Raw genomic sequence first — 22,077 nt, forward strand, 5'->3', positions numbered from 1 at the left:
ATCCTGGGCCCGCGCCAGCGCAGGCGTGGGCCCAACCCTGGGGGCAGATGCCCCTGTACCCTTCACACCGCCCTTCCGCCGCCCGCAGCTTGGGCGGCGCTGCGCCCCTCCAACAGCCGTCGTTTGCCTCATCCGCTGATGGCGGCATGCCTGTGTGCAGCAGCAGATTACCGATTCGTTAAAAACCAACCGGTCGGTAACAGTCTTGATCTAGCTCAAGACCGCTCATCCCTCGCAGCTCCACACTTGTCTACAAGCTGCCCCTTGCCATGTCCCATGGCTTGCCTGGGACTGGCCATTTGGGATGCCTTGCAATGAACACATTTGCCACCTTGCCCTTTTCCCGCCCCGTCACCTGGGCGGCCATGGGGCTGTGTGCCGCCTTGCTGGCCGGCTGCGCTCCGGGTGCCCGGCCACTGGCCCAGCCGGATGCGGCTGTCCTGCCCAGCCAGTGGCCGGCCGACAGCCCCCTGGGCCGCAGCGGGGCCGCAGCGCTGCCCGACTGGGGCGCCTTGGTACAAGACCCCACGTTGACCCGGCTGCAACAGCAGGCCCTGCTCCACAACCACGACCTGCGCCTGGCGCTGCTGCGCGTGGAAGAAGCGCGTGCCGCCCATGGCATTCAGCGGGCCGACCGCTTCCCCACCATCGGCGTGGGCAGCAGCCATGGCCGCGCCCGGGTGCCGGGTGACCTGAACGTCAGCGGCCGCCCGGTGATTGGCAGCGACCACGAGGTTTTTGTGGGCCTGAGCAGCTGGGAGCTGGACCTCTGGGGCCGCGTACGCAGCCTGGACCAGGCCGCCATGCAGCAATACCTGGCCACAGAAGCCGGCGCCCGCGCCACACGGCTGAGCCTGCTGGGCCAGGTGGCCCGCAGCTATCTTGCATTGCGTGAAATGGACGAGCGCCTGCAGCTGGCACGCAGCACGGTGGAAACCCGTGCGGAGACGCTGCGCATCTTCACGCGCCGCTATGAAGTGGGTAGCACCTCCAAATACGCCCTGACCCAGGTGCAAAGCCTGCACCACCAGGCCCTGTCGCTGGCCGTGTCGCTGGAGCAGGCACGTGCCCCCATTGCCCACGCCCTGGCACAGATGACCGGCCAGGACATGGCCCAGTTGCCCGCCGCTGCGCGCGGTGCACTGATCTTCCGCGAAGTCCCTGCCGGCCTGCCCTCAAGCCTGTTGCAGGCCCGGCCCGACATCGTGGCGGCCGAGCACCAGCTGCAGGCCGCCCATGCCCAGGTGAGCGCCGCACGCGCCGCCTTTTTCCCGCGCATTGCCCTGACCGGCAGCTGGGGCACGGCCAGCGCCCAGCTCGACGGCCTGTTCGATTCCGGCAGCCGGGCCTGGAGTTTTGCGCCCAGCATCTCGCTGCCGATTTTTGACGGCGGCCGCCGCAGCGCCAATCTGGACTTGGCCGCCGTGCGCCAGCACAGCGCCGTGGTGGGCTACGAGCAGCGCGTGCAAACCGCCTTCCGCGAAGTGGCCGACGCCCTGGCCGCCCGCCACAGCCTGGCCCAGCAAACCCTGGTGCAGCAGGACAACCTCAAGGCCTTGCAGGAACGTGCCCGCCTGGCCCAGCTGCGCTATGACAACGGCGCCTCGCCCTATCTGGATGTGCTGGACGCCCAGCGCGATCTGCTGACCGCCGCACAGCAAGCCGTGCAAGCCCATTACGCCCTGCAGACCGCCCAGGTCAGCCTCTACACCGCCCTGGGGGGTGCACCACAAGCCGCTGCGGATTCCGCCAGCGCAGCCCCCTCCACCACCGCCCCCACCACCCACTGAGACCTCTGCCATGCCTCTGTCCCCCTCTACCAAGAAGACGCTGACCCTGGTGGCCGTGGCCGCCGCCCTGGTGCTGGCCGGCGGCTACGCCTGGAAGCAATGGCAGGCCAGCCATGCCAATGAAGGCCTGGCCGGCGGCAACGGCCGCATCGAGGCCACCGAAATCGACGTGGCCACCAAACTCGGTGGCCGGGTCGATGAGGTCCTGGTCACCGAAGGTGCTTTTGTGAAGGCTGGCGAGCCCTTGGCCCGCATGCAGATCTACACGCTGCAGGCCCAGCATGCCGAAGCCGTCGCCGGCAAGGACCGCGCCGTGCATGGCGTGGCCGCTGCCCGCGCCCAGGTGGCGCTGCGTGAAAGCGACCATGCAGCCGCCCAAGCCATGATCAGCCAGCGCGAAGCCGAGCTGGACGCGGCCCGCCGCCGCCTGGCCCGCTCCGAAACCCTGACCAAGGAAGGCGCCAGCGCCGTGCAGGAGCTGGACGACGACCGCGCCCGCGTGCGCAGCGCCGAGGCTGCGCTCAAGGCCACCCAGGCCCAGGCCGCAGCGGCCAAGTCCGCCATCGAAGCGGCCCAGGCCAATGTCACCGGCGCCGACTCCTCGGTCAAAGCCGCCGCCGCCACGGTGCAGCGCATCGATGCCGAGCTGGACGACAGCACCCTGGTGGCCCCGCGCGACGGGCGCGTGCAGTTCCGCCTGGCCCAGCCTGGCGAGGTGCTGGGCGCCGGCGGCAAGGTGCTGAACCTGGTGGACCTGGCAGATGTCTACATGAGCTTCTTCCTGCCCGAAACCGTGGCCGGCCGTGTGGCCCTGGGCGCGGATGTGCGCATCGTGCTGGACGCCGCGCCGCAGTGGGTGATCCCCGCCAAGGTGAGCTTTGTGGCCAGCACCGCCCAGTTCACGCCCAAGACGGTGGAGACCGCCAGCGAGCGTCAAAAACTCATGTTCCGCGTCAAGGCCCAGATCGATCCGCAGCTGCTGCAAAAGCATTTGCAGCAGGTCAAGACCGGCCTGCCCGGCCAGGCCTGGGTGCTGGCCGAGCCCGGTGCGCAATGGCCGGCCCATCTGCAGGTGAAGTTGCCGGAGTAAGAAGGCATGGCCCAGGCGCACCCCTCTTCCCCCCCGGCTGGCACAGCCTCCGTGGCCAGTCTGCGCAATGTGCGGCTGCGCTACGGCGCCACCGAGGCATTGCGCGACATCACGCTGGACATTCCTGCCGGCGGCATGGTGGGCCTGATAGGCCCTGACGGCGTGGGCAAATCCAGCCTGCTGTCACTGCTGGCCGGTGCCCGTGCGGTGCAGGAGGGCGAAGTCTTTGCCCTGGGCGGCGACATGGCCAGCCGCACCCACCGCAACGCGGTCTGCCCGCGCATTGCCTATATGCCCCAGGGCCTGGGCAAAAACCTCTACCCCACGCTGTCGGTGGAAGAGAATTTGCAGTTCTTCGGCCGCCTGTTCGGCCACAACGCGGCCGAGCGCCGCGCCCGCATTGACGACCTGACGCAAAGCACCGGCCTGTACAAGTTCTTGCAGCGCCCGGCGGGCAAGCTCTCGGGCGGCATGAAACAAAAGCTGGGGCTGTGCTGCGCACTGATCCACGACCCGGATCTGCTGATCCTGGACGAGCCCACCACCGGCGTGGACCCGCTGGCACGCGCCCAGTTCTGGGACCTGATCCAGCGCATCCGCATCACACGCCCCCATATGAGCGTGCTGGTGGCCACGGCCTATATGGACGAGGCCCAGCGCTTTGGCTGGCTGGTGGCCATGGACGACGGCCAGGTGCTGGCCACCGGCACCCCTGCCGAGCTGCTGGCGCAAACGCAGACCCAGTCGCTGGAGGCAGCCTTTATCGCCCTGCTGCCGGAGTCGCGCAAGCGCGGCCATGCCGAGGTGGTGATTCCGCCCCTGCCCGACAGCGTCGACGGTGTGGATGACATTGCCATCGAAGCCCAGGACCTGACCATGCGTTTTGGCGACTTTGTGGCCGTGGACCATGTGAACTTCCGCATCCGCCGGGGCGAGATTTTTGGCTTTCTCGGCTCCAACGGCTGCGGCAAGTCCACCACCATGAAGATGCTCACCGGCTTGCTGCCGGCCAGCGAAGGCCAGGCCAGCCTGTTCGGCCAGGCCGTGAACCCCAAGGACATCGCCACGCGCCGGCGCGTGGGCTATATGTCGCAGGCGTTTTCGCTGTATGGCGAGCTGACGGTGGAGCAAAACCTGGTGCTGCATGCCCAGCTGTTCCACGTCCCTGAAAGCCAGGTGCCGGCGCGCGTGCAGGAAATGCTGGAGCGCTTCGGCCTGACCGAAGAACGCCAGGCCCTGCCCGAGAAACTGCCCCTGGGCCTGCGCCAGCGCCTGTCGCTGGCCGTGGCCATGGTGCACCGCCCCGAACTGCTGATTCTGGACGAGCCCACCTCGGGCGTGGACCCGGTGGCGCGCGACCAGTTCTGGCGCCTGCTGGTGGAGCTGTCGCGCCGCGACCAGGTGACCATCTTCATCTCCACCCACTTCATGAACGAGGCCGCGCGCTGCGACCGCATGTCCATGATGCACGCCGGCAAGGTGCTGGACAGCGACACGCCCGCCGCCCTCACGGCCAAGCGCGGCGCAGCCACGCTGGAGGAGGCCTTCATCGGCTATCTGGTCGAGGCTTCGGGCGAAGCCGCCCCCCAGCTCGACGCCCAGCCTGCTCCGAAAAAAGAAGCAGCCTCTGCACAGACATCCAGTGTTTCAGCATCACAGGCATCTGAAACCCAGGCAACCAAAGCACAGGATGCTGCGATTTCTGCAGCACCCTCCGCCCACGCTCACGCAGCCCGGCCTGCGCGCTTCAGCCTGCAAAGGCTGTGGAGCTATCTGTGGCGCGAAGCGCTGGAGCTGCAGCGCGACCCGGTGCGCGCCACGCTGGCCCTGGTGGGCTCGCTGGTGCTGATGGTGGTGATCGGCTTTGGCATCAGCATGGACGTGGAAGACCTGAAGTTCGCCGTGCTGGACCGCGACCAGAGCACACTGAGCCAGAGCTACACACAAAGCCTTTCGGGCTCGCGTTACTTCATCGAGCAGCCCCCGCTGACCTCGTATGAAGACCTGGACCAGCGCATGCGCGCCGGCCAGATTGCGCTGGCCATCGAGATCCCGCCCGGCTTTGGCCGCGATGTGCTGCGCGGCAGCCCGGTGGCCGTGGCCGCCTGGTTCGACGGCGCCATGCCCCAGCGCGGCGAAACCATCAAGGGCTATGTGCAAGGCATGCACCAGACCTGGCTGGTGCAGCAGCTGCGCGAGCGCACCGGCATGCGCCCGGCCAGTGCCGTCAGCGTGGAAACCCGCTTTCGCTACAACCCCGACGTGAAGAGCCTGCCCGCCATCGTGCCGGCCGTGATCCCGCTGTTGATGCTGATGCTGCCGGCCATGCTCACGGCCCTGGCCGTGGTGCGGGAAAAAGAGCTGGGCTCCATCGTCAACCTGTATGTGACACCGGTGACGCGCACCGAATTCCTGGTGGGCAAGCAACTGCCCTATGTGGCCCTGGCCTTGCTGAACTATTTGCTGATGTGTGCCATGGCGGTGTTCGTCTTTGACGTGGTGCCCAAGGGCAGCCTGCTCACGCTGACACTGGCGGCCTTCTTGCTCAGCATCATCGCCACAGGCATGGGCCTGCTGGCATCGGCCGTCACGCGCAGCCAGATCGCTGCCATGTTCTTTGCCATCCTGGGCACGCTGATCCCGGCCGTGCAGTTCTCCGGCCTGCTGGACCCAGTGTCTGCCCTGGAAGGCGCCGGCCGCTGGATTGGCGAGGCCTACCCCGCCACCTATATGTTCATCATCAGCCGAGGCGTGTTCAGCAAGTCCCTGGGCATGTCCGATCTGAGCGCCGCCTTCTGGCCTCTGCTGCTGATGATTCCGGTGATCATGGGCATTGCGATTTGGGCGCTGCCCAAGCAAGAAAAATGACGATGGAACACCCCCCTGAGTCGCTACGCGCCTTCCCCCCGCTCTCGCATCGCGTTGCGATGCGGGCAGGGGGACGACACCAGCGCGGCGGGGCGGCCCTTGCGCGGTGTCCCTGGCGAATGGGGTCTCAGCATGCGATATGCCTGTGCTGTAGGGCCAAGGCCTCAGGCATGTGGAATGTCGGCCGGAGCGAGCATGCGCAGCACAGCGGGGCTCCGTTTCACCACCACAACGCCCAGACAGCGCTTCAGGCGCGGCGTGCGTCCGCAGACAGTACTGGGGTACGGCCAGGGCGCGCAACAAAGCATGAAGCGCTGTATGGGCGCTTCCAAACGAATCACACACCCAAGTCCTTCAACAAAGTATTGGGAGTCCAACCATGCTGCATAGTTTGAAAAATATTTGGCGCTTGGGCGTGAAGGAACTGTGGAGCCTGTGGCGCGATCCTGTGATGCTGCTGCTCATCGTCTACACCTTCACGCTGTCGGTCTACACCGCCGCCACGGCCATGCCGGAGACGCTGCACCACGCACCGATTGCCATCGTCGACCAGGACCAGTCGCCGCTGTCGGCGCGCATTGCCTCGGCGTTCTATCCGCCGCAGTTCATGCCGCCGCAGATGCTGGACTGGCAGCAGGTGGACCCCGGCATGGATGCCGGCAGCTTCAGCTTTGCATTGACCATTCCCCCCGGTTTCCAGCGCGATGTGCTGGCCGGCAAAAAAACCGAGCTGCAGCTGAATGTGGACGCCACGCGCATGAGCCAGGCGTTTTCGGGCAGCGGCTATATCCAGCAGATCGCGCTGGCCGAGGTCAATGAATTTGTGCAGCGCCACCGCCAGGCCACGGCGCTGCCGGTGGACCTGGAAATCCGCGCGCGCTTCAATCCCTCGCTGAACAAGATCTGGTTTGGCGGGCTGATGCAGATCATCAACAACGTGACCATGCTGTCCATCATCCTCACCGGCGCGGCCCTGATCCGCGAACGCGAGCACGGCACCATCGAGCATTTGCTGGTGATGCCGGTCACGCCCACCGAGATCATGCTGGCCAAGGTCTGGTCCATGGGCGCGGTGGTGCTGCTGGCCGTGGGCGTGTCGCTGAACCTGGTGGTGCGCGGCCTGCTGCAAGTGCCCATCGAGGGCAGCCTGCTGCTGTTCATGGCCGGTGCGGCGCTGTGCCTTTTTGCCACCACCTCCATGGGCATCTTCATGGCCACGGTGGCGCGCTCCATGCCGCAGTTCGGCCTGCTGATGGTGCTCACCCTGCTGCCGCTGCAGCTGCTGTCGGGCGGCATGACACCGCGCGAATCCATGCCCCAGCTGGTGCAGGACATCATGCAGCTGGCACCCACCACCCACTTTGTGGAACTGGGCCAGGCCATTCTCTACCGCGGTGCCGGCCTGGAAGTGGTGTGGAAGCCCTTCCTGGCACTGGCAGCCATCGGCAGCACGCTGTTTGCGCTGTCGCTGGCGCGCTTTCGCAAAACCATCAGCCAGATGGCCTGAGCACCGCTCACGGCGCCTTGCTGCACCCCATCAAATGCAAGGCCAATGTCTGGTAGGCCGGTAGCGATGTGGCATCGTTGGCCGCATTGCCGGCCACCGGGTGCGAGGCAAAGCGGGCAATCACCATCTCCGCTTTGGGATCGATGTAAATGGTCTGCCCATGCACACCCCGCGCGGCAAAAGCGCCATGGCTGTTGTGCGTGACCCACCACATATTCCGGTACGACCAGCCGGGCAGCTGGCTGTATCCGGCCTGGGCAAAAGCGGCCTTGTCACCGCCGCGCTGAATGTCGGCCACGGCAGCAGCCGGCAGAATGCGTCGGCCCTGGAACACACCACCGTTGCGGACCATTTCGCCAAAGCGTGCCATATCGCGCAGGCCCAAGTTCAAACCGCCACCGGCAAACGGCGTACCTGTGGAGTCCACGCTCATATAGGCGTCTTGCTCCGCGCCCAGCTTGCTCCAGATGCGCTCGGCCAATAGATCGGCCACCGACTGCCCGCTGACCCGCGCCAGCACCCAGCCCAGGGCATCGGTATTGGCCGTGCGGTAGCCAAAGGCCGCGCCATGCATGCCCTGCGGCTGCACGGTCTGCAAAAACGCGTAATAGCTGCGCGGGCCGGTGTAGTCCACGGGTTTGGGCAGTGGGCTGCCCGCTGCCGCGTGCGCCCAGACTTCGGCATTCGGGTCGGCATAGTCTTCGCTGAAGCGGATGCCCGTGGTCATGTCCATCAGCTGGCGCACCGTGGCGCTGCCAAAGGCCGAGGCGGCCAGCTCGGGCACATAGTCGGCCACACGGCGCTCCGGGTCCAGCCGGCCTTCGGCCACCAGCATGGCGGCCAGCGTGCCAATAAAGGACTTGGTCACCGACATGGCTGCGTGCTGGCCTTCGGGCTTGAGCACGCCAAAGTAGCGCTCATACACCACCTTGCCGCGGTGCAGCACCACAATGCCATCGGTGTAATTGGCCGCCAGCGACTGCTGCCAGCTCATGGGTTGACCGGAGCCCAGGGGCTGAAACTGCAGCGCATCGATATCGCTGCGCAGTGCGCGCGGCAGTGCTGCGGGGACACCCAGCCCGCGCGAGACATTCACCGTCGGCATCAATTGGCGAAAGTGCGCCACGCTCCAGCGCAGCGCCGGAAAGCGGAAGTACGAACCATCGTCAAACCGCAGCATGCGATCGGGCGACGGTGGCGAGCCCACCATCCAGCCCAACTTGGCGGGGTCGCTGGCAGCAGCATCGGGGTAAGTGGCCACCGGCGTGGCCGCCCATGCAGCCGGTGTCGCAAACAAAGCGGCCACACAGGCTGTGGCAGCACAACAGGTTTTGAGGCGCATGGCGCGAGACTTTCTCTCGGAGTGACAGCCCTCCATGCTGCCAGATGAGGCGCCCTCCCAGGGCATTGCTCCGCCGCGCTCAGCGCTGCACCCCCCACCTCCGCACCGTCAAACGCTCCAGTTGGTGAAAGCCCAGGGTCTCCACCGCCAGGCCGATGGCGATCACGGTGAGCAAGCCGGCAAACACCTTGTCGGTATAGAGCTCGTTGCGGTTCTGGAAGATGTACCAGCCCAGGCCGCCCTTGCCGGATGAGGCGCCAAACACCAGCTCGGCCGCGATCAGCGTGCGCCAGGCAAAGGCCCAGGCAATCTTGAGCCCCGAAAGAATCGCCGGCAGGGCAGCGGGGATCAGAATCTGCAGCACATAGCGCACACCGCTGAGGCCGTAGTTGCGCCCGGCCATGCGCAGGGTCTCGGGCACGGCCTGAAAGCCGGCATAGGTGTTCAGCGCCAGCGGCCACAGCACCGAGTGCACCAGCACCAACAGCAAGCTGCCCTGGCCCAGGCCAAACCACAGCAGGGCCAGCGGCAGCAGGGCAATGGCGGGCAGCGGGTTGAACATGCTGGTCAGCGTGGTCAAGAGATCGCGGCCCAGCTGGGTGGACACGGCCAGTGTGGTCAGCAGCAGCGCCGCCGCAATGCCCAGCAGATAGCCCTGGGCCAGCACGGCCAGCGAGGTGGCGGTCTTGCGCCACAGCTCGCCGCTGGCCCAGTCCTCTACCAGCGCACGCAGGGTGGCGGTGAAGCTGGGCAGCAGCAAATCATTGTCCTGCCACAGCGCCAGGGCCTGCCAGGCCGCAGCCAGCAGGGCCAGAATCAGCACGCGGCGCACGGCAGCCAGACCCCACAGCCGGGAGAGCCAGGGCAGAGGTTGATGGGGGGCGATGCGACCCAGCGGCGGCAGCGCGTTTTCGTACTCGGGCCGCACCGGCGGTTGCGCAATGGCCGTGGCGGCAAGCGGGGAAGGCGTGACAGTGGTCAAGGACATGGGCGGCTCACAAAGTGATGGGTATGCTGGCCCAGGCCGGGGGCGCAGAGGCAGCCGCCTCCCGCTGTGCCGGGCTCTGGGGCGAGGCAGGCTCTGCCGCAGCAGCCGCAGAGTCCGGTACCGCTGACTCTGCGGCCGGCTCGAACAGCAGGCGGTGAATGCGCTGGGCCGTGGCCTGAAAGGCGGCACCGCCCTGGCTGGCCAGATCAAAGTCATGGCTGTTGACCTCGGCCCGCACGCGGCCCGGATGGGGCGAGAGAATGGCAATGCGGTTGCCCACCACCAGCGCCTCTTCGATGGAATGGGTGACAAACACCAGGGTGAAGCGCAGCTCCTCCCACAGCGCCAGCAACTCTTCCTGCATGTGGCGGCGGGTCAGCGCGTCCAGCGCGGCAAAAGGCTCGTCCATCAGCAACACACGCGGCTGCATGGCCAGTGCGCGGGCAATGGCCACACGCTGCTTCATGCCGCCGGAAAGCTGGTGCGGGTGCGCCTGGGCAAACTGCGCCAGCCCCACCTTGGCAATCATGGCGTCGGCCCGCTCGCCTGCAGCCTTGCGGCCCAGCTGGCCCGACGCCAGCAGCGGAAACATCACGTTCTCACGCACCGTCTTCCACGGCGGCAGCTGGTCAAACTCCTGGAACACCACCACCCGGTCCGGCCCCGGACCATGGACGGGCTGGCCGCCCAGCAGGATCTGGCCTTCGGCAGGCTGCAGAAAACCGCCCAAGGCCTTGAGCAGACTGCTCTTGCCGCAACCCGATGCGCCCAGCAGCACAAAACGGTCGCCCTCGAACACCTCCAGGCTGACCCGTTGCGTAGCCCGCACCTGCTGGCTGGCCGTGGCATAGACCAGGCTGACGTTTTGCAGCTGCAGCAGGGGGACCGCAGTGGTGGTTGGCGCAGCGTCATTGGCGCTTATTGCTCCAGGTATGGGAGCGCCGAATGCTTTATCCCCTAGCTTTACATGCTGTTTTTTCAGCCGTTCGATGCGCTGTGGCGCCAGGGGCGTGGCTTCGAACGTGTGCAACGCGTCCGGGCCTTCCCATTCGGCCGCCAATTGTTGAAAAAAACGCTGGCGAATACCGGCGGCAACGGGGGCAAAGCGAGGCATCAAAAGCTCCTTTCTTGCGTGGGGGATCAATTCCCGCCCGCTACACGTGGGTCGTCAAAAAAGTAGTCCGAGATTTGTGTGGGTGTGGCCTTGATGGCACCCACGCGCTGCATGAACTGGCCCAGCGCCAGCGTGTTCTGCGGCTGCACCTTGAACTGCACCTGCGGGTTGCGAATCACCTGCAACAGCAGCTTGCGGTCCACATTGCTGTGGTTGACCTTGAGATAGATGTCGGCGGCCTGCTCAGGCTGTGCGGCCACAAAGCGTGCGGCCTCGTCCAGCGCATCGACAAAGGCGCGGTAGGTCTTGGGGCTGTCGTTTTTGAACTTCTCGGTGGCGTAGAGCACGGTGCTGGAAGCCGGCCCCCCTTGCACGTCATACGAATTGAGCACGATATGGGCCTGCGGGTTGCCGGCCAGCTCCTGCTCCTGAAACGGTGGGTTGCCGAAATGGCCGGTGATCTCGGTGCCGCCCTTGATGATGGCGGCCGTGGCCTCAGGGTGGGGAATGGCCACCTGCAGCTTGTCCAGCTTGTTGAACTGGGCCTCGCCCCACAACTTGGCCGAGGCGAACTGCAGAATGCGCGACTGCACCGACACGCCCACGGCGGGCAGGGCAATGCGGTCCTTGTCCGTGAAGTCGGCAATGGTCTTCACCGCCGGGTTGTTGCTCACCAGGTAGTAGGGAAAGTTGCCCAGCGAGGCCACGCCCTTGACGTTTTGCCTGCCCTTGGTGCGGTCCCAAATCGTGAACAGCGGGCCCACGCCGGCACCGGCAATATCGATGCTGCCGGACAGCAGCGCGTCATTCACGGCCGGGCCACCGGAGAGCTTGACGAAGTCCACCTGGATGTCCACGCCCTGGGTCTTGCCGTGCTTTTCGATCAGCTTTTGCTCTTGGGCCACATTCAGCAGCAAATAGACAATGCCGAACTGCTGGGCAATGCGCAGCTGGCCCTCCTTGGCCTGGGCCGTGCTGGCTGCCAGGCCGGCCGCCAGCATGGCCCAGGCCAAGGCGCCGGTGAGGCGGCGGCGCAGAGGTGAGCGCGGAGTGCGGGGTGAGATGAAAGCAGTTGGTGTCATGCGCAGGTCCAAAAAAGGGGGAAGGCTTTTGCCAAAAATTTCAGGCAAAACAGCCCCTAGAGCCCACTGCAAAAGCAGTGGAAGCTATCAATTTCAAAGCAATAAAGATCCGTCAGCGGAAGGAATCAGGCCAGGGGCGTATCGCCTTCGACCGTGGTGCGATAGAGCCTGCGGCGCAGATGCGCCGGCGTGCCGGCCGCCAGGTGCAGCACCGAGCGGTTGTCCCAAAACACCATGTCGTACGGCTGCCACTGGTGGCGGTAGACGAATTGCGGCTGCACGCTGTGGGCAAACAGCTGGTCCAGCAGATCGCGGCTTTCATCACCGGGCAGGCCCAGGATGCGGCTGGTGAAATGCTCGCTGACAAACAGCGCCTTGCGGCCATTGCCCGGGTGGGTAGTGACCACGGGGTGTACGGTGGGCCGGACCTCGTCGATCTGCGACTGGGTCAGCGCCGGGCGCCAGGGGCTCTTGGCACGCAGCGTCTCGTAATGCAGCAAATAGCTGTGCTCGGCCTGCAGGCCGACCAGCTGTTTTTTCAGCGCCTCGGGCAGGGCGTCGTAGGCTGCATGCTGGTCGGCAAACAAGGTGTCGCCGCCCTCGCTGGGCAGCTCCTGGGCATGGAGCAAGCTGCCCAGCGAAGGCTTTTCCTTGTACGAGAGATCGGAATGCCAGAGCTGCCCCGCATCGCCCAGCCCCTCGGGCTGGCCTTGTGCATTGCGCACATTCGAAACCTGCAGGATTTCCGGATGGCCTTGAAGCTGAAACTGGCGCAGCACATGGATTTGCAGCGGCCCCCAGCGGCGGCTGAAAGCGACCTGCTGCGCCGGCGTGATGCGCTGGTCGCGGAACACCAGCACATGATGCTGCCAATGCGCCCGCTGCAGGCGATTGAAGTCGGCATCAGACAGTGGTCGGGACAAATCCAGCCCCAGCACCTGTGCCCCCAAATCCCCGGCCGCGCCGGGAACGGGCCGGATCACAAAATCTTGCGCACCTGCCGCCCCCTGTGCGGGCTGCAGACGGGCATTGCGAGAAAAATCGTAGGTGGCGAGAACGGCAGACATGGCGGACTTCCTTTTTTTCTGGCGCTCGTATGCGCTTGGAGGCCAGTCTAGGAAGCCGCCGTTCTTCTGAGAACGAATAATTTTCGACTTGCTTATGCAGCAATCATCTTTGCTCCGTCTCCCCTGCGAAGTGCAGGGAAAAGAAGGATTCAGAGTGTGAGCACACCATTGGCTTGCAGCAGAGCAAGCACCACGGACAGTTACGCGTTTTAAACACGGAAGCACAAGCCGCAGCCCGTCCGTGGAAGCATGCCAAGTTCGGCGCCAAGCGGTACGCCATCTTGCGCACATCTACGGTCTCATCGCTTCCTATGCTTACTGCCTATTCCGCTGACCTTGCCAGCCTGCTCACCCCCGTCACCCTCAGCGCCGACGCCCGCCTGTACCGCGTGGAACTGGCTCCCGGCCGTTCAGATTCCACAGCAGCCCAAACCATGGTGCAAGCCCTGCAGCCCGAGGCCTGGATTGCACGCGAAGCGCTGAGCGAGATCGGTGAGATACGTCTGCTGTGCCTGAGCTTAGAGGCCGATTTGGTGCTGGACGATCTGCTCGGCCAAGGCCTGCTGCTGCACACGGTCTGCGCGGACGGCAGCCTTTACACCCGCAGCGGCTTGGTGCGCCTGGCCGAGCGCCTGGATGCACAAGGCGGCCTGGCACGCTACCGTTTTACCCTCGCTCCCTGGCTGTGGCTGGCCACCCAGCAAGGGCGCAGCCAGATCTTTCAAGACCGGTCGCTGGCAGACATCATCGAGCAGCTCCTCGCGCCCTATGCGGCCCAAGGTGCGGTCTGGCGCTGCAGCAGCGATGCCAGCGCCCTGCTGCAGCAAATCCCTGCCCGCAGCTACTGCACCCAGTGGCGTGAGAGCGACTACGCCTTCCTGTCCCGTCTGCTGTCCGAAGAAGGCCTGGGCTGGCGCGTTCAACCTCAGCCCGAAGCCGCCTGGGGCCACGAGATCGTCATCTTTGCCGACAGTACCCAGGACAGCGCAACCCCGCAGAGCCAGGCCTCGCCCGCACGCTTTCACCGCCAGGATGCGCAAGAGACGGATGACGCCGTGCAGGCCCTGGCACGCCGCAGCCGCATGGGTGCCTCCAGCGTCAGCGTGGCCATCTGGAACCCCGATGCCCGCAGCCTGCACGAGGCCAGCACCCAGGTACGCACACCGGCGGCCCATGCACCACGGCTGGCATACGACCATTTGCTCGGCCAGGATGACCACAGCAAAGCCCTGGAAGGCAGCCGCGCGGTAGAGCGCAGCGCACAGCGTTTGATCGAAGGCATAGAAGCCCACAGCGATACATTTTTAGGCCACTCCAGCCTGCGCAGCGCCCACTACGGCACCCGGTTGACCGTGCAAGAGGCTCCCGCCCTGGGCCTGTCCTCGGAGTCCAGCAGTGCCGAAGTCGCCCTGCTGCTGGATGCCCTGGAGCAAGTCGGCTTCAACGATCTGCCCACGGGCAGTGTGCAAGCCATAGAGGCCAGCCTGGGCAGGCCTGAAGACCACCTCTGGTTCGATACGGCCCCTGCCGCCCCTGATATCCAAGCGTCCTCCCTTGGCGTCAGCGATCTCGCGCCTGTTTCCGTTTCCGAAACCCCAGCGGCAGACAGCAAGACCTGGGAGAGCCGCTTTTGGGAAGGCGATCAAGCACCTCTGGCGCCGGATTTCTCCGCTGTGCTGATCGCCTCCTTCACCACCACCCAAGGCGGCCACAAGCCCAGGCCCGAACCCACGCTGATCGCAGCCGCCCGTGCCCATGGCTATGCCAATCGCTTCCGGGCCAGCCAAGCCGCCCTGCCCTGGCGCCCGCCATTGCTCCAGCCGCAGCCCAGCGCACCCAGCAGCTTTATGGCCAACCGCCCCCAGGTTTTCGGGGTGCACAGCGCCATCGTCGTAGGCCCCGATGGCAACCCCCAGGCCAATGGCGCCGACGAGATCTACACCAATGCCCGGGGCGATGTGCGCCTGCGTTTCCACTGGCAGGGCGAGCAGGTGCAGCAGCAAGACAGCAATCCCCGTCCCGACAACCGCAGCACCCGCTGGGTGCGCGTCGCGCAGCGCCAGGCCGGCCCCGGCCTGGGCTGGCAATGGCTGCCACGCATAGGCCAGGAGGTCTTGGTCAAATTCACCGATGGCGACCCTGACCAGCCCATCGTCATCTCTGCCCTCTACAACGGCCAGGGTGCGGGTGGCATCACGCCCACACCCGGCGGTCAAGCCGCGGCGGACAACGACAACAGCCTGTTTGCCCAGGCCCATGACGGCATGGTCAGCGCCCAGCACAATCTGGCCGCAGGCCTGGGTGGCGGCCACGCCCCCGCATGGCATGCGGCCTCGCCCCAGCCCGAAGGCCACCGCAATGCCACGGCACTGTGGGGCTTCAAATCCAAAGAGTTGGGCGGCAGCGGTCACAACCAGCTGGTGTTTGACGACAGCGACCAACAGCTGCGTGTGCAGCTGGCCAGCAGCGCCCAGCACTCCCAGCTCAATCTGGGCCATGTGATTCACCAGCAGGACAACTACCGCGGCGGCCTGCGCGGCCAGGGCTTTGAGCTGCGCACCGATGGCTATGCCGCAGTCCGGGGCGGCGCAGGCGTGCTGCTCACCACCTACCATGGCCCTGCCGGTAGCAAGCTCGAGCCCACGGCCGACTTTGCCCCCGGCATGGCCTTGCTCAAGCAACTCAGCACGCTCTCAGAAGGGCTGGATCAAGCCGCCGCCACCCACCAAACCGTGCGCCTGCCCGGCCATGCGGGCAGCCACAAGGCCGCAGCCAGCAGCATGGACAGCGAACATGCCCCGCATGCCGCCATGCTGCGCACGGCCAGCACCCTGGTCAACGCCGACGCCACCGAGCAAGCCCTCAGCCAAGCCAGCGAGAAAGACCCCAGCACGGGCGACAAGCGCGTGCCCCACACCGGTGACGCTGTGATCGCCGCAGCCGCCCAAGACGGCTTGCTTGCCATTGCCGGCCAGCACATGCAACTGGTGGCGGGTGAAGACATCAGCCTGGCCGCAGGCGGTGCCATCAACCTGGCTTTGAATGCCCAGGCCAGACTGCACACAGGCCAGGCCATTGGGCTGGTGGCTGCAGCCGCCAAGGCAGACCATGACGGCACGGGCCTGAGCATCATCGCCGCCCAGGACGCCATCGATGTGCAGGCACAAAGCAGCACGCTGAAGGTTCAAGCCAAGGAGCAGCTAACGCTGCAAAGCGCCAATGCCGCCGTGGAAATAGCAGCCTCTCGCAAGCTGCGCATCGCCACGGCCCAGGGCGCGGCCATAGAGCTAGAGGGCGGCAGCATCACGTTTGAGGCACCGGGAACCATTACCTACAAAACGTCTATGCGCACGCTGCAGGGGCCGGTGCGGGGTGGGTATGCGCTGCCGCTTTTCCCTCAGAGTGTGTGCGTTGCCTGCTTGCTCAAGGCCGCCCAAAGCGGCTCGCCCTTTGCAATCCATCAATAAACCACCGGCAGAAAGCTTTGCTGTTCTTATTCGACCCCATTTCTCCTGCCAGCATCGAAGCGATGGCCCAGGCCTTGCGAGCACCAGCCTCGTCCCACCAGTCTTGGCTACTGGTAGATGGTGCGCTGGTGGAGCCCCAGCATTTAAAGCCGGCGCTGCGCTTTCTGGGCTGGGCAAGCCAGCGGGCATTGGAGTTCACTCCGCTGGCTGCCTATGGTGAGCACGGCCTGCTGCTGGTGGAGCTTCCCCAAGAAGCCGAAAAATTGACTTCGAGCTTGCAGCGGCTGATAAGCACAGCCCCTGACGCTCCCGCCTGGAGCTGTTTTGCTGCCACGCAGCCGTTACCGGTACTGCAGCAATGCTTTGCCTACCTGGCCCAGGCACAACATGAGCAGCTCAAAGTGCACTGCCGGGTCGCAGATACCCGAGTGCTCCCCGTGTTGCTGGCCCAGCTGTCTGACGCGCAGCGGCTGCGCATCACAACATCCATCACCCATTGGCACTGGTTTCACAGAGAAGAAGGGAGCCTGCAAACCTGGAAAGCGCCAAGCCCCATGCACGAGCCTGTGGACCCCCTCCCTCATCTGCAAATCAATGACTCGCAATTCACCGCCATGCTGGATGCAGCCGAGCCGGACGGCATTTTTTTACAGCTACAAGAAGTGCTCCCCGCTCTGATGCCCAAGCAGCATCGCGGCCGCTTCTATTCAAGCTTGCTGCGTATTTTGCAAACAGCTACCCAGCTGCAGCTGCAAGGCAACCCCGACCGTTTGCAGTTTGTTGTGCTGTCCCTCGGTTTTGGCGAGCATTTTCACAAACACCCGCAGCTCCAGAACACCTGGAAAGCCGTACAGCAAGGCCAGAGCTTTACCGCACTGAAAAATGCATGGAGCGATGTACTGTGGGATACCTTGGAGCAGGAAAAATCATGAATACTTTTAAATCTCTCAACCTGGCAACAGGTCACATCCATACCACGCGATTTTTATTTATTGCATTTTTTTCGCTGCTTCTTTCTGCCTGCAGTAGCCATCAAAAACCTGTAGCCCCAGCCCGCATACCTATTCAAATCACAGCTTACAACCATACACAAGATTATATTCATCAATATTATATTGATGGAAAATCAGGTGGAAATGTTCGTGCTTACGGAATCGATGGAATATTATGCTGTACTACCATCCCTGAAAAATGGCATGAAGGTCTCACCGCCACGGTTAAGTGGACTACGTCCAGTGGAATCCCAGGGGACCGCAGACCAGGAGCTGAAAAAGAGACTTGGCATGAGCAAAAAGTGGCTATTGAGCCATATACCAGACCTGTTGACTATATCGCCCCGCATTTTTTACCCAATGGAGAGGTACGTTTGATTGTTTCACCTCAACTTGCGGGAGGAAAGGGGTATCCAGGGCCAGATGAGCCTATAGCTCCTCCAGGATGGAAAAAATGACTTCCATAAAAATATCTGTTGGAGCAACTTATGAGTGAATTTACGACAGGCTGGTATGAGATTGGTTTTGACAAGCAAACCCAGGAGCGTCGCCATCGTTTCTTTAAAAGCACCATTTTGGTATTGGCTGAATTTATTGAAAAGCCCAGCGGCCGTACCCTGGTGAGCTGGGTAGATGAAAAAGGCAGGTCAGACCAATGGTCTGCGAATTACCCCAAAGCTAAAAATACCACACCAGAGGCCTGGATTAGCACCACCAGCGGCAATCAGTGCCAATTCAAAACCCCGGAAGACAAATCACGCAAAGAAGTGGTGCTTTCCACTCGGGAGGCCAGCCAAAGAGCGGAAAAGGCCGATGCCGCGCAGGCTGATGGCCTGAGCTGCGAAAAAGAAATCCATGTGGGTCTTTTTTTTGATGGCACCAATAACAATATGGACCGAGACCTGAATGATCTGAGTCATAGCAATGTAGTCAGCCTTTTCAGAGCACATAAAAATGATCGTTCCAACCATCTTAGATTTTACGCTGCAGGGGTAGGCACAGCTTTTCCAGAAGTTGACGAAGACAAAGAATCCGATAATGGAAAACGCTGGGGAACAGGGGGAGAGGCCCGTATCCACTGGGGTATAATTCAAATTTACAATGCCATCCACATATCTCATTTTCGGAATCCATTAATCCCCTTCGATGAAGCAAAAAATCTTTGTATAAAATCCAAGCTACCCGGCGCCTGGTCTTCCAAAAGAGCCTCGGATATGGTCGACGTTTTTGCAGACATACAGCAGCGCCTTTGCAATGCCATTGCAGACCAGCGCCCCCGCATCACCAAAATCCATTTATCGGTTTTTGGTTTTTCACGCGGCGCCGCTCAAGCCCGAGCTTTCTGCCAATGGATTCAGCTGGTGGCCAAAGAGAAAAAAATAGGCTTTGCCACTTTAGAAATTAATTTTTTGGGTATTTTTGATACCGTAGCCTCTTCCGGCCTGCCTGCCAGCTCAGGCATAGCCAATGGTTTTCAGAATTGGGCGAATAAAACCATGGATATACGCGGCGTGCAACGCTGCGTACACTATGTGGCGGCGCATGAAATCCGCCAGAACTTTCCCCTGTCTTCCGCTCGCATCAAGGGAAATGGCTACCCTGCAAACACCCAGGAATATGTGTACCCGGGCGCCCATTCCGATGTAGGGGGAGGCTATGCAGCCGGTAGCCAAGGCAAGGGAGTGGGAGGCCGCAGCAACCTGGTGTCCCAAGTCCCATTGATGGACATGTATGCGCAAGCGCTGATTTCCGGCGTTCGCCTGGACTTCAAAGATGAGATGGCAGGGAAAATTTCAGCCGATTTTGAAATAGACCCAAAGCTGGACAAGGCTTTTAGCGATTATATTCAGTGGACAAAATTCAGTGAAAAACAAGATATTTCCCAAGGCGGTGCAGCCGTAGAAAATCGCTTGCGCAGCCAGATGGGGCTATACTGGAGCTGGCGGGCATCCAAGGCACAAGCATCGGAATTTGAAGCCATGCAAAGCTACCAAGCGGCCAATGCGCAAGACAGGCAAAACCTTGCAGATGCAGAAACCGATTGGAAAGCAGATGTGCGCGCGGCCGAAAAAGCGGTGCAAAGAGCACAGTCGCAACCCAGTGCTTACGATTCCACACCTGCACCGCGCAAGCCTTCAGAGGTTCAGCAGCGCTTGTTGGCCGCTGTGGCCAAGGCCAATGATATTCCCAAAGCCGTGGATCAATTTCTTGACCAATACATCCATGATTCACACGCCGGCTTCTATATGCTGGGCCCTATTACCCAACAAGATACCGACGAGTTCATCGCCAAAGTCAAGGAAAAGAAAGAGGCCCACGATGCCTGGATGGCGCGGCAGACCAAAATTGGCAATTTCTCCGAAAGCGGCTCATTCGAAGAAATCGATGAATATCGGTCACCCTACAAGCTCAATCAATTTGAAAAGCGAGTGATTGAGCAAGATGCCAAGCAGCCGGGCACCATGGCTTTGATGTCTGATGTCGATGCCCCGGAATTGAGAGAGAGCATGGGCATCATCATGGGAACGGGCGTCCGCATCTTTGCCTCCAGCACTCGGCGGGAATCTGACGGCCATGGGCGCTACCGCGAGGTGTTTGACTGGAGCTGATGCAGCAGAGACTACAGTTTTGTGACGCAGCACGCTTGAGCAGCGATGCCAGCACCCTGCTGCAGCAAATCCCTGCCCGCAGCTACTGCACCCAGTGGCGTGAGAGCGACTACGCATTCCTGTCCCGCCTGCTGGCCGAAGAAGGCCTAGGCTGGCGCGTTCAACCCCAACCCGAAGCGGCCTGGGGCCACGAAATCGTCATCTTTGCCGACAGCAGCCAGGACAGCGCTGCACCGCAAAGCCAGGCCTCGCCCGCACGCTTTCACCGCCAGGCCGCGCAAGAGAGTGAAGACGCCGTGCAAGCCCTGGCACGCCAGAGCCCAGCGCCCTGGCGCACACGCCCCCCCATATGCAGCAGCTGGAGTACAACCATTTACTCGGCAGCCTGGAAAGCAAAGAGCTGATCACCTTCATAGCGCACAACAGGAGCTCCTGAAATGGCTCACTACAAGCTTCAACCGGATGCTTCCCAGCCGGGCGCAAACACAGCCGATATTCCATTTCGCCGCCGAATGCTTTTAGCCACATTAGGAGCTTTATCTGCGGGACTTTCAGCTTGTCGTCCCTCTGAAGGGAGTTCCAATATTTGGAAAATATTTTCAATGAATGCAACAAAAAAACAAGCTGAATTTGCATATTTTGATGTGACACTCATTAGCTATCTTGATTACGCAATATTTGATGTTTACATCAACAAAAAAGACATTGGCGTTGCCAGCGCTTTTGGTGGTGGGGGACTTATAACAGGCATCCCAATGAAGTTAGGAGAACAACATATTGAATGGTGCGATGCAGGAACCGGGGAAAATTTTCAAGCGATCAAATCGCCCAATTTTATCCTCCACGCCCCCCAATCACCGCTATCTCGGTGTTCACATTTATCCCGATAACACAGTGGATTTGATCCCCGAAAAATTCTGACCGCGCACGCGCACAGAGAAAGGTGAGGCACTTTTCCAGCGATGGCAAAAAATCTAGCCAACTACTCAAAAATAAACCAACGATTAGCCTCTCTAAAGACCTGCTCGTCCCACCGCTATGTCGTTCACACCTACACGCCGTCATGCTCTCTTCGCAAGTCTAGGTTTGCTTGCAATCCATATAGCAGCTTGCCGCCCTGATGAGAAAGAGCAAGCTATACATGGCCAATCCATGCCTCACATCCCCAAACCAGAAATCATCTATTTCAGCGTCAACCTTTTAAGCTATCTTGAACGTCCTATATTCGATGTTCTGCTGAACGGAAAATTCATAGGAGATTCTGCAGGCCAACTCCATAGAGGTAATGGAGGGATTATTACTGGAATTCCTGTTCCCCTTGGTCCGCAAACCGTGACTTGGCGATTAGATGGTCCTGAAGGTATGCCAGGCAATGGAGACACCACTCACTCCAGCAACACCCCTATACTTAATCGCCCTGACAAAAAATTCACCTATCTTGGTGTTCATATTTACCCAGATAACACCGTGGAATTAATTCCAGAAAAATTTTGGCCCGAAAAAACGCCAAGAGGATTAGAAATTAATCGCCAATGGGAGATTTTGCATAACCAATGAATAATCCCCAATTGACTAGGTTCACGCTTGGGAAAATTTGGTTCATTGAACCTCGTGGAAAGGTGCAGATTTTATTCAAATCTTCTAAATTATTTCTTAGGAGCAATACATGAAGAAAATAAAAAATTTGATTTACATCTCGATTTTTCTAATTTTCTTACCGGTCTTGACATCGTGTAAAGAGTCTTCCTATCCTGCAAATATTATTGGATATAACCATACCGACAAAAGTATAGGGGATTTTTTCGTTAATGGTTATGGAGGAGGATTTTTAGATGCTCATAAAGGCGGCGGAGTATTTGTGTGCTGCATTAGTATCCCGAAGAAATGGTCACCCGATCAAAAAGTCACTATCAAGTGGACAAATGACCATGGAAAGAGTTTCCAAGAACGAACGATTCCCATCCCTGAGTACAAAGAATCAGGTCAATTTGATGTCCATTTTCTTTATAATGGGGAGATCAAGGTTTTTGTTACCCCCATGTCTCTATGGCACCCCGACTCTCCTCTCAAAGGACCTGAAGCAGAAATGACTCCAGGAGTTCCTCTTAGAAAAATAAAAAATTAATCAATGGGATTTATAGCCTCGAATAATACTTCTCAG

General features: G+C 61.6%; 17 protein-coding genes. 12 read left to right on the forward strand and 5 right to left on the reverse strand.

The annotated features are described in order from the left end of the window. Positions 1 to 314: 314 nt before the first annotated feature. From ACA027_RS20415 to ACA027_RS20430, 4 genes are all read left to right on the forward strand, one after another. On the forward strand, positions 315 to 1,790 hold the full coding sequence (locus tag ACA027_RS20415; protein WP_370680014.1) for an efflux transporter outer membrane subunit: 1,476 nt from the start codon (positions 315 to 317) through the stop codon (positions 1,788 to 1,790). Between the two features lie 10 nt (positions 1,791 to 1,800). Beyond that, the gene (locus ACA027_RS20420) at positions 1,801 to 2,880 is read left to right on the forward strand and encodes an HlyD family secretion protein (protein WP_370680015.1); all 1,080 of its coding nucleotides are present in this window, start codon (positions 1,801 to 1,803) and stop codon (positions 2,878 to 2,880) included. Positions 2,881 to 2,886: 6 nt separating this feature from the next. Continuing rightward, entirely contained in the window at positions 2,887 to 5,748 is a 2,862-nt protein-coding gene (gene rbbA, locus ACA027_RS20425) for a ribosome-associated ATPase/putative transporter RbbA (protein WP_370680016.1), read from the forward strand. Between the two features lie 379 nt (positions 5,749 to 6,127). Then, positions 6,128 to 7,255 carry an ABC transporter permease gene (locus tag ACA027_RS20430; protein WP_370680017.1) on the forward strand — a complete coding sequence of 376 codons (1,128 nt, stop codon included), beginning with the start codon at positions 6,128 to 6,130 and terminating at the stop codon, positions 7,253 to 7,255. 7 nt (positions 7,256 to 7,262) lie between these two features. Here ACA027_RS20430 and ACA027_RS20435 read toward each other — a convergent pair whose 3' ends face one another. The 5 genes from ACA027_RS20435 to ACA027_RS20455 all read right to left on the reverse strand — a co-directional run bounded on the left by ACA027_RS20435 (position 7,263) and on the right by ACA027_RS20455 (position 12,848). Further along, on the reverse strand, positions 7,263 to 8,597 hold the full coding sequence (locus tag ACA027_RS20435) for a serine hydrolase domain-containing protein (RefSeq protein ID WP_370680018.1): 1,335 nt from the start codon (positions 8,595 to 8,597) through the stop codon (positions 7,263 to 7,265). A gap of 79 nt (positions 8,598 to 8,676) precedes the next feature. After that, positions 8,677 to 9,585 (reverse strand): ABC transporter permease, encoded by a 909-nt coding sequence (locus ACA027_RS20440; RefSeq protein ID WP_370680019.1) that lies wholly within the window; start codon positions 9,583 to 9,585, stop codon positions 8,677 to 8,679. Positions 9,586 to 9,592: 7 nt separating this feature from the next. After that, positions 9,593 to 10,699 (reverse strand): ABC transporter ATP-binding protein, encoded by a 1,107-nt coding sequence (locus tag ACA027_RS20445; protein WP_370680020.1) that lies wholly within the window; start codon positions 10,697 to 10,699, stop codon positions 9,593 to 9,595. 26 nt (positions 10,700 to 10,725) lie between these two features. Further along, complete coding sequence (locus tag ACA027_RS20450) at positions 10,726 to 11,781, reverse strand: ABC transporter substrate-binding protein (RefSeq protein ID WP_370680021.1); 1,056 nt, start codon at positions 11,779 to 11,781, stop codon at positions 10,726 to 10,728. Between the two features lie 125 nt (positions 11,782 to 11,906). Then, positions 11,907 to 12,848, reverse strand: a complete 942-nt coding sequence (locus ACA027_RS20455) for a TauD/TfdA dioxygenase family protein (protein ID WP_370680022.1) — start codon at positions 12,846 to 12,848, stop codon at positions 11,907 to 11,909. Positions 12,849 to 13,159: 311 nt separating this feature from the next. Between ACA027_RS20455 and ACA027_RS20460 the strand changes: the two genes are divergently transcribed. From ACA027_RS20460 to ACA027_RS20495, 8 genes are all read left to right on the forward strand, one after another. Continuing rightward, positions 13,160 to 16,315 (forward strand): type VI secretion system Vgr family protein, encoded by a 3,156-nt coding sequence (locus ACA027_RS20460; protein WP_370680023.1) that lies wholly within the window; start codon positions 13,160 to 13,162, stop codon positions 16,313 to 16,315. 17 nt (positions 16,316 to 16,332) lie between these two features. Then, a complete protein-coding gene (locus tag ACA027_RS20465) occupies positions 16,333 to 17,247 on the forward strand; it encodes a DUF4123 domain-containing protein (RefSeq protein WP_370680024.1) in 915 nt (304 codons plus the stop codon). Continuing rightward, positions 17,244 to 17,765 (forward strand): DUF3304 domain-containing protein, encoded by a 522-nt coding sequence (locus ACA027_RS20470; protein WP_370680025.1) that lies wholly within the window; start codon positions 17,244 to 17,246, stop codon positions 17,763 to 17,765. Before ACA027_RS20465 ends, ACA027_RS20470 begins: the two co-directional genes overlap by 4 nt. Before the next feature lie 30 nt (positions 17,766 to 17,795). Further along, positions 17,796 to 19,916, forward strand: a complete 2,121-nt coding sequence (locus tag ACA027_RS20475) for a DUF2235 domain-containing protein (RefSeq protein ID WP_370680026.1) — start codon at positions 17,796 to 17,798, stop codon at positions 19,914 to 19,916. Then, complete coding sequence (locus ACA027_RS20480) at positions 19,916 to 20,320, forward strand: contractile injection system protein, VgrG/Pvc8 family (protein WP_370680027.1); 405 nt, start codon at positions 19,916 to 19,918, stop codon at positions 20,318 to 20,320. Before ACA027_RS20475 ends, ACA027_RS20480 begins: the two co-directional genes overlap by 1 nt. A gap of 33 nt (positions 20,321 to 20,353) precedes the next feature. Then, complete coding sequence (locus tag ACA027_RS20485; RefSeq protein WP_370680028.1) at positions 20,354 to 20,806, forward strand: hypothetical protein; 453 nt, start codon at positions 20,354 to 20,356, stop codon at positions 20,804 to 20,806. Positions 20,807 to 20,954: 148 nt separating this feature from the next. Then, positions 20,955 to 21,473 (forward strand): hypothetical protein, encoded by a 519-nt coding sequence (locus ACA027_RS20490; protein ID WP_370680029.1) that lies wholly within the window; start codon positions 20,955 to 20,957, stop codon positions 21,471 to 21,473. 109 nt (positions 21,474 to 21,582) lie between these two features. Further along, a complete protein-coding gene (locus ACA027_RS20495) occupies positions 21,583 to 22,041 on the forward strand; it encodes a DUF3304 domain-containing protein (protein WP_370680030.1) in 459 nt (152 codons plus the stop codon). Positions 22,042 to 22,077 lie beyond the last annotated feature (36 nt).

Origin of the sequence: Comamonas sp. GB3 AK4-5, from assembly GCF_041320665.1 — a bacterium.
Lineage (GTDB): Bacteria > Pseudomonadota > Gammaproteobacteria > Burkholderiales > Burkholderiaceae_C > Comamonas.

Coding starts and splice junctions, on each gene's coding strand:
- ACA027_RS20415 (WP_370680014.1), top strand. CDS start 315: ATGAACACATTTGCCACCTTGCCCTTTTCCCGCCCCGTCACCTGGGCG.
- ACA027_RS20420 (WP_370680015.1), top strand. CDS start 1,801: ATGCCTCTGTCCCCCTCTACCAAGAAGACGCTGACCCTGGTGGCCGTG.
- rbbA (WP_370680016.1), top strand. CDS start 2,887: ATGGCCCAGGCGCACCCCTCTTCCCCCCCGGCTGGCACAGCCTCCGTG.
- ACA027_RS20430 (WP_370680017.1), top strand. CDS start 6,128: ATGCTGCATAGTTTGAAAAATATTTGGCGCTTGGGCGTGAAGGAACTG.
- ACA027_RS20435 (WP_370680018.1), bottom strand. CDS start 8,597: ATGCGCCTCAAAACCTGTTGTGCTGCCACAGCCTGTGTGGCCGCTTTG.
- ACA027_RS20440 (WP_370680019.1), bottom strand. CDS start 9,585: ATGTCCTTGACCACTGTCACGCCTTCCCCGCTTGCCGCCACGGCCATT.
- ACA027_RS20445 (WP_370680020.1), bottom strand. CDS start 10,699: ATGCCTCGCTTTGCCCCCGTTGCCGCCGGTATTCGCCAGCGTTTTTTT.
- ACA027_RS20450 (WP_370680021.1), bottom strand. CDS start 11,781: ATGACACCAACTGCTTTCATCTCACCCCGCACTCCGCGCTCACCTCTG.
- ACA027_RS20455 (WP_370680022.1), bottom strand. CDS start 12,848: ATGTCTGCCGTTCTCGCCACCTACGATTTTTCTCGCAATGCCCGTCTG.
- ACA027_RS20460 (WP_370680023.1), top strand. CDS start 13,160: ATGCTTACTGCCTATTCCGCTGACCTTGCCAGCCTGCTCACCCCCGTC.
- ACA027_RS20470 (WP_370680025.1), top strand. CDS start 17,244: ATGAATACTTTTAAATCTCTCAACCTGGCAACAGGTCACATCCATACC.
- ACA027_RS20475 (WP_370680026.1), top strand. CDS start 17,796: ATGAGTGAATTTACGACAGGCTGGTATGAGATTGGTTTTGACAAGCAA.
- ACA027_RS20480 (WP_370680027.1), top strand. CDS start 19,916: ATGCAGCAGAGACTACAGTTTTGTGACGCAGCACGCTTGAGCAGCGAT.
- ACA027_RS20485 (WP_370680028.1), top strand. CDS start 20,354: ATGGCTCACTACAAGCTTCAACCGGATGCTTCCCAGCCGGGCGCAAAC.
- ACA027_RS20490 (WP_370680029.1), top strand. CDS start 20,955: ATGTCGTTCACACCTACACGCCGTCATGCTCTCTTCGCAAGTCTAGGT.
- ACA027_RS20495 (WP_370680030.1), top strand. CDS start 21,583: ATGAAGAAAATAAAAAATTTGATTTACATCTCGATTTTTCTAATTTTC.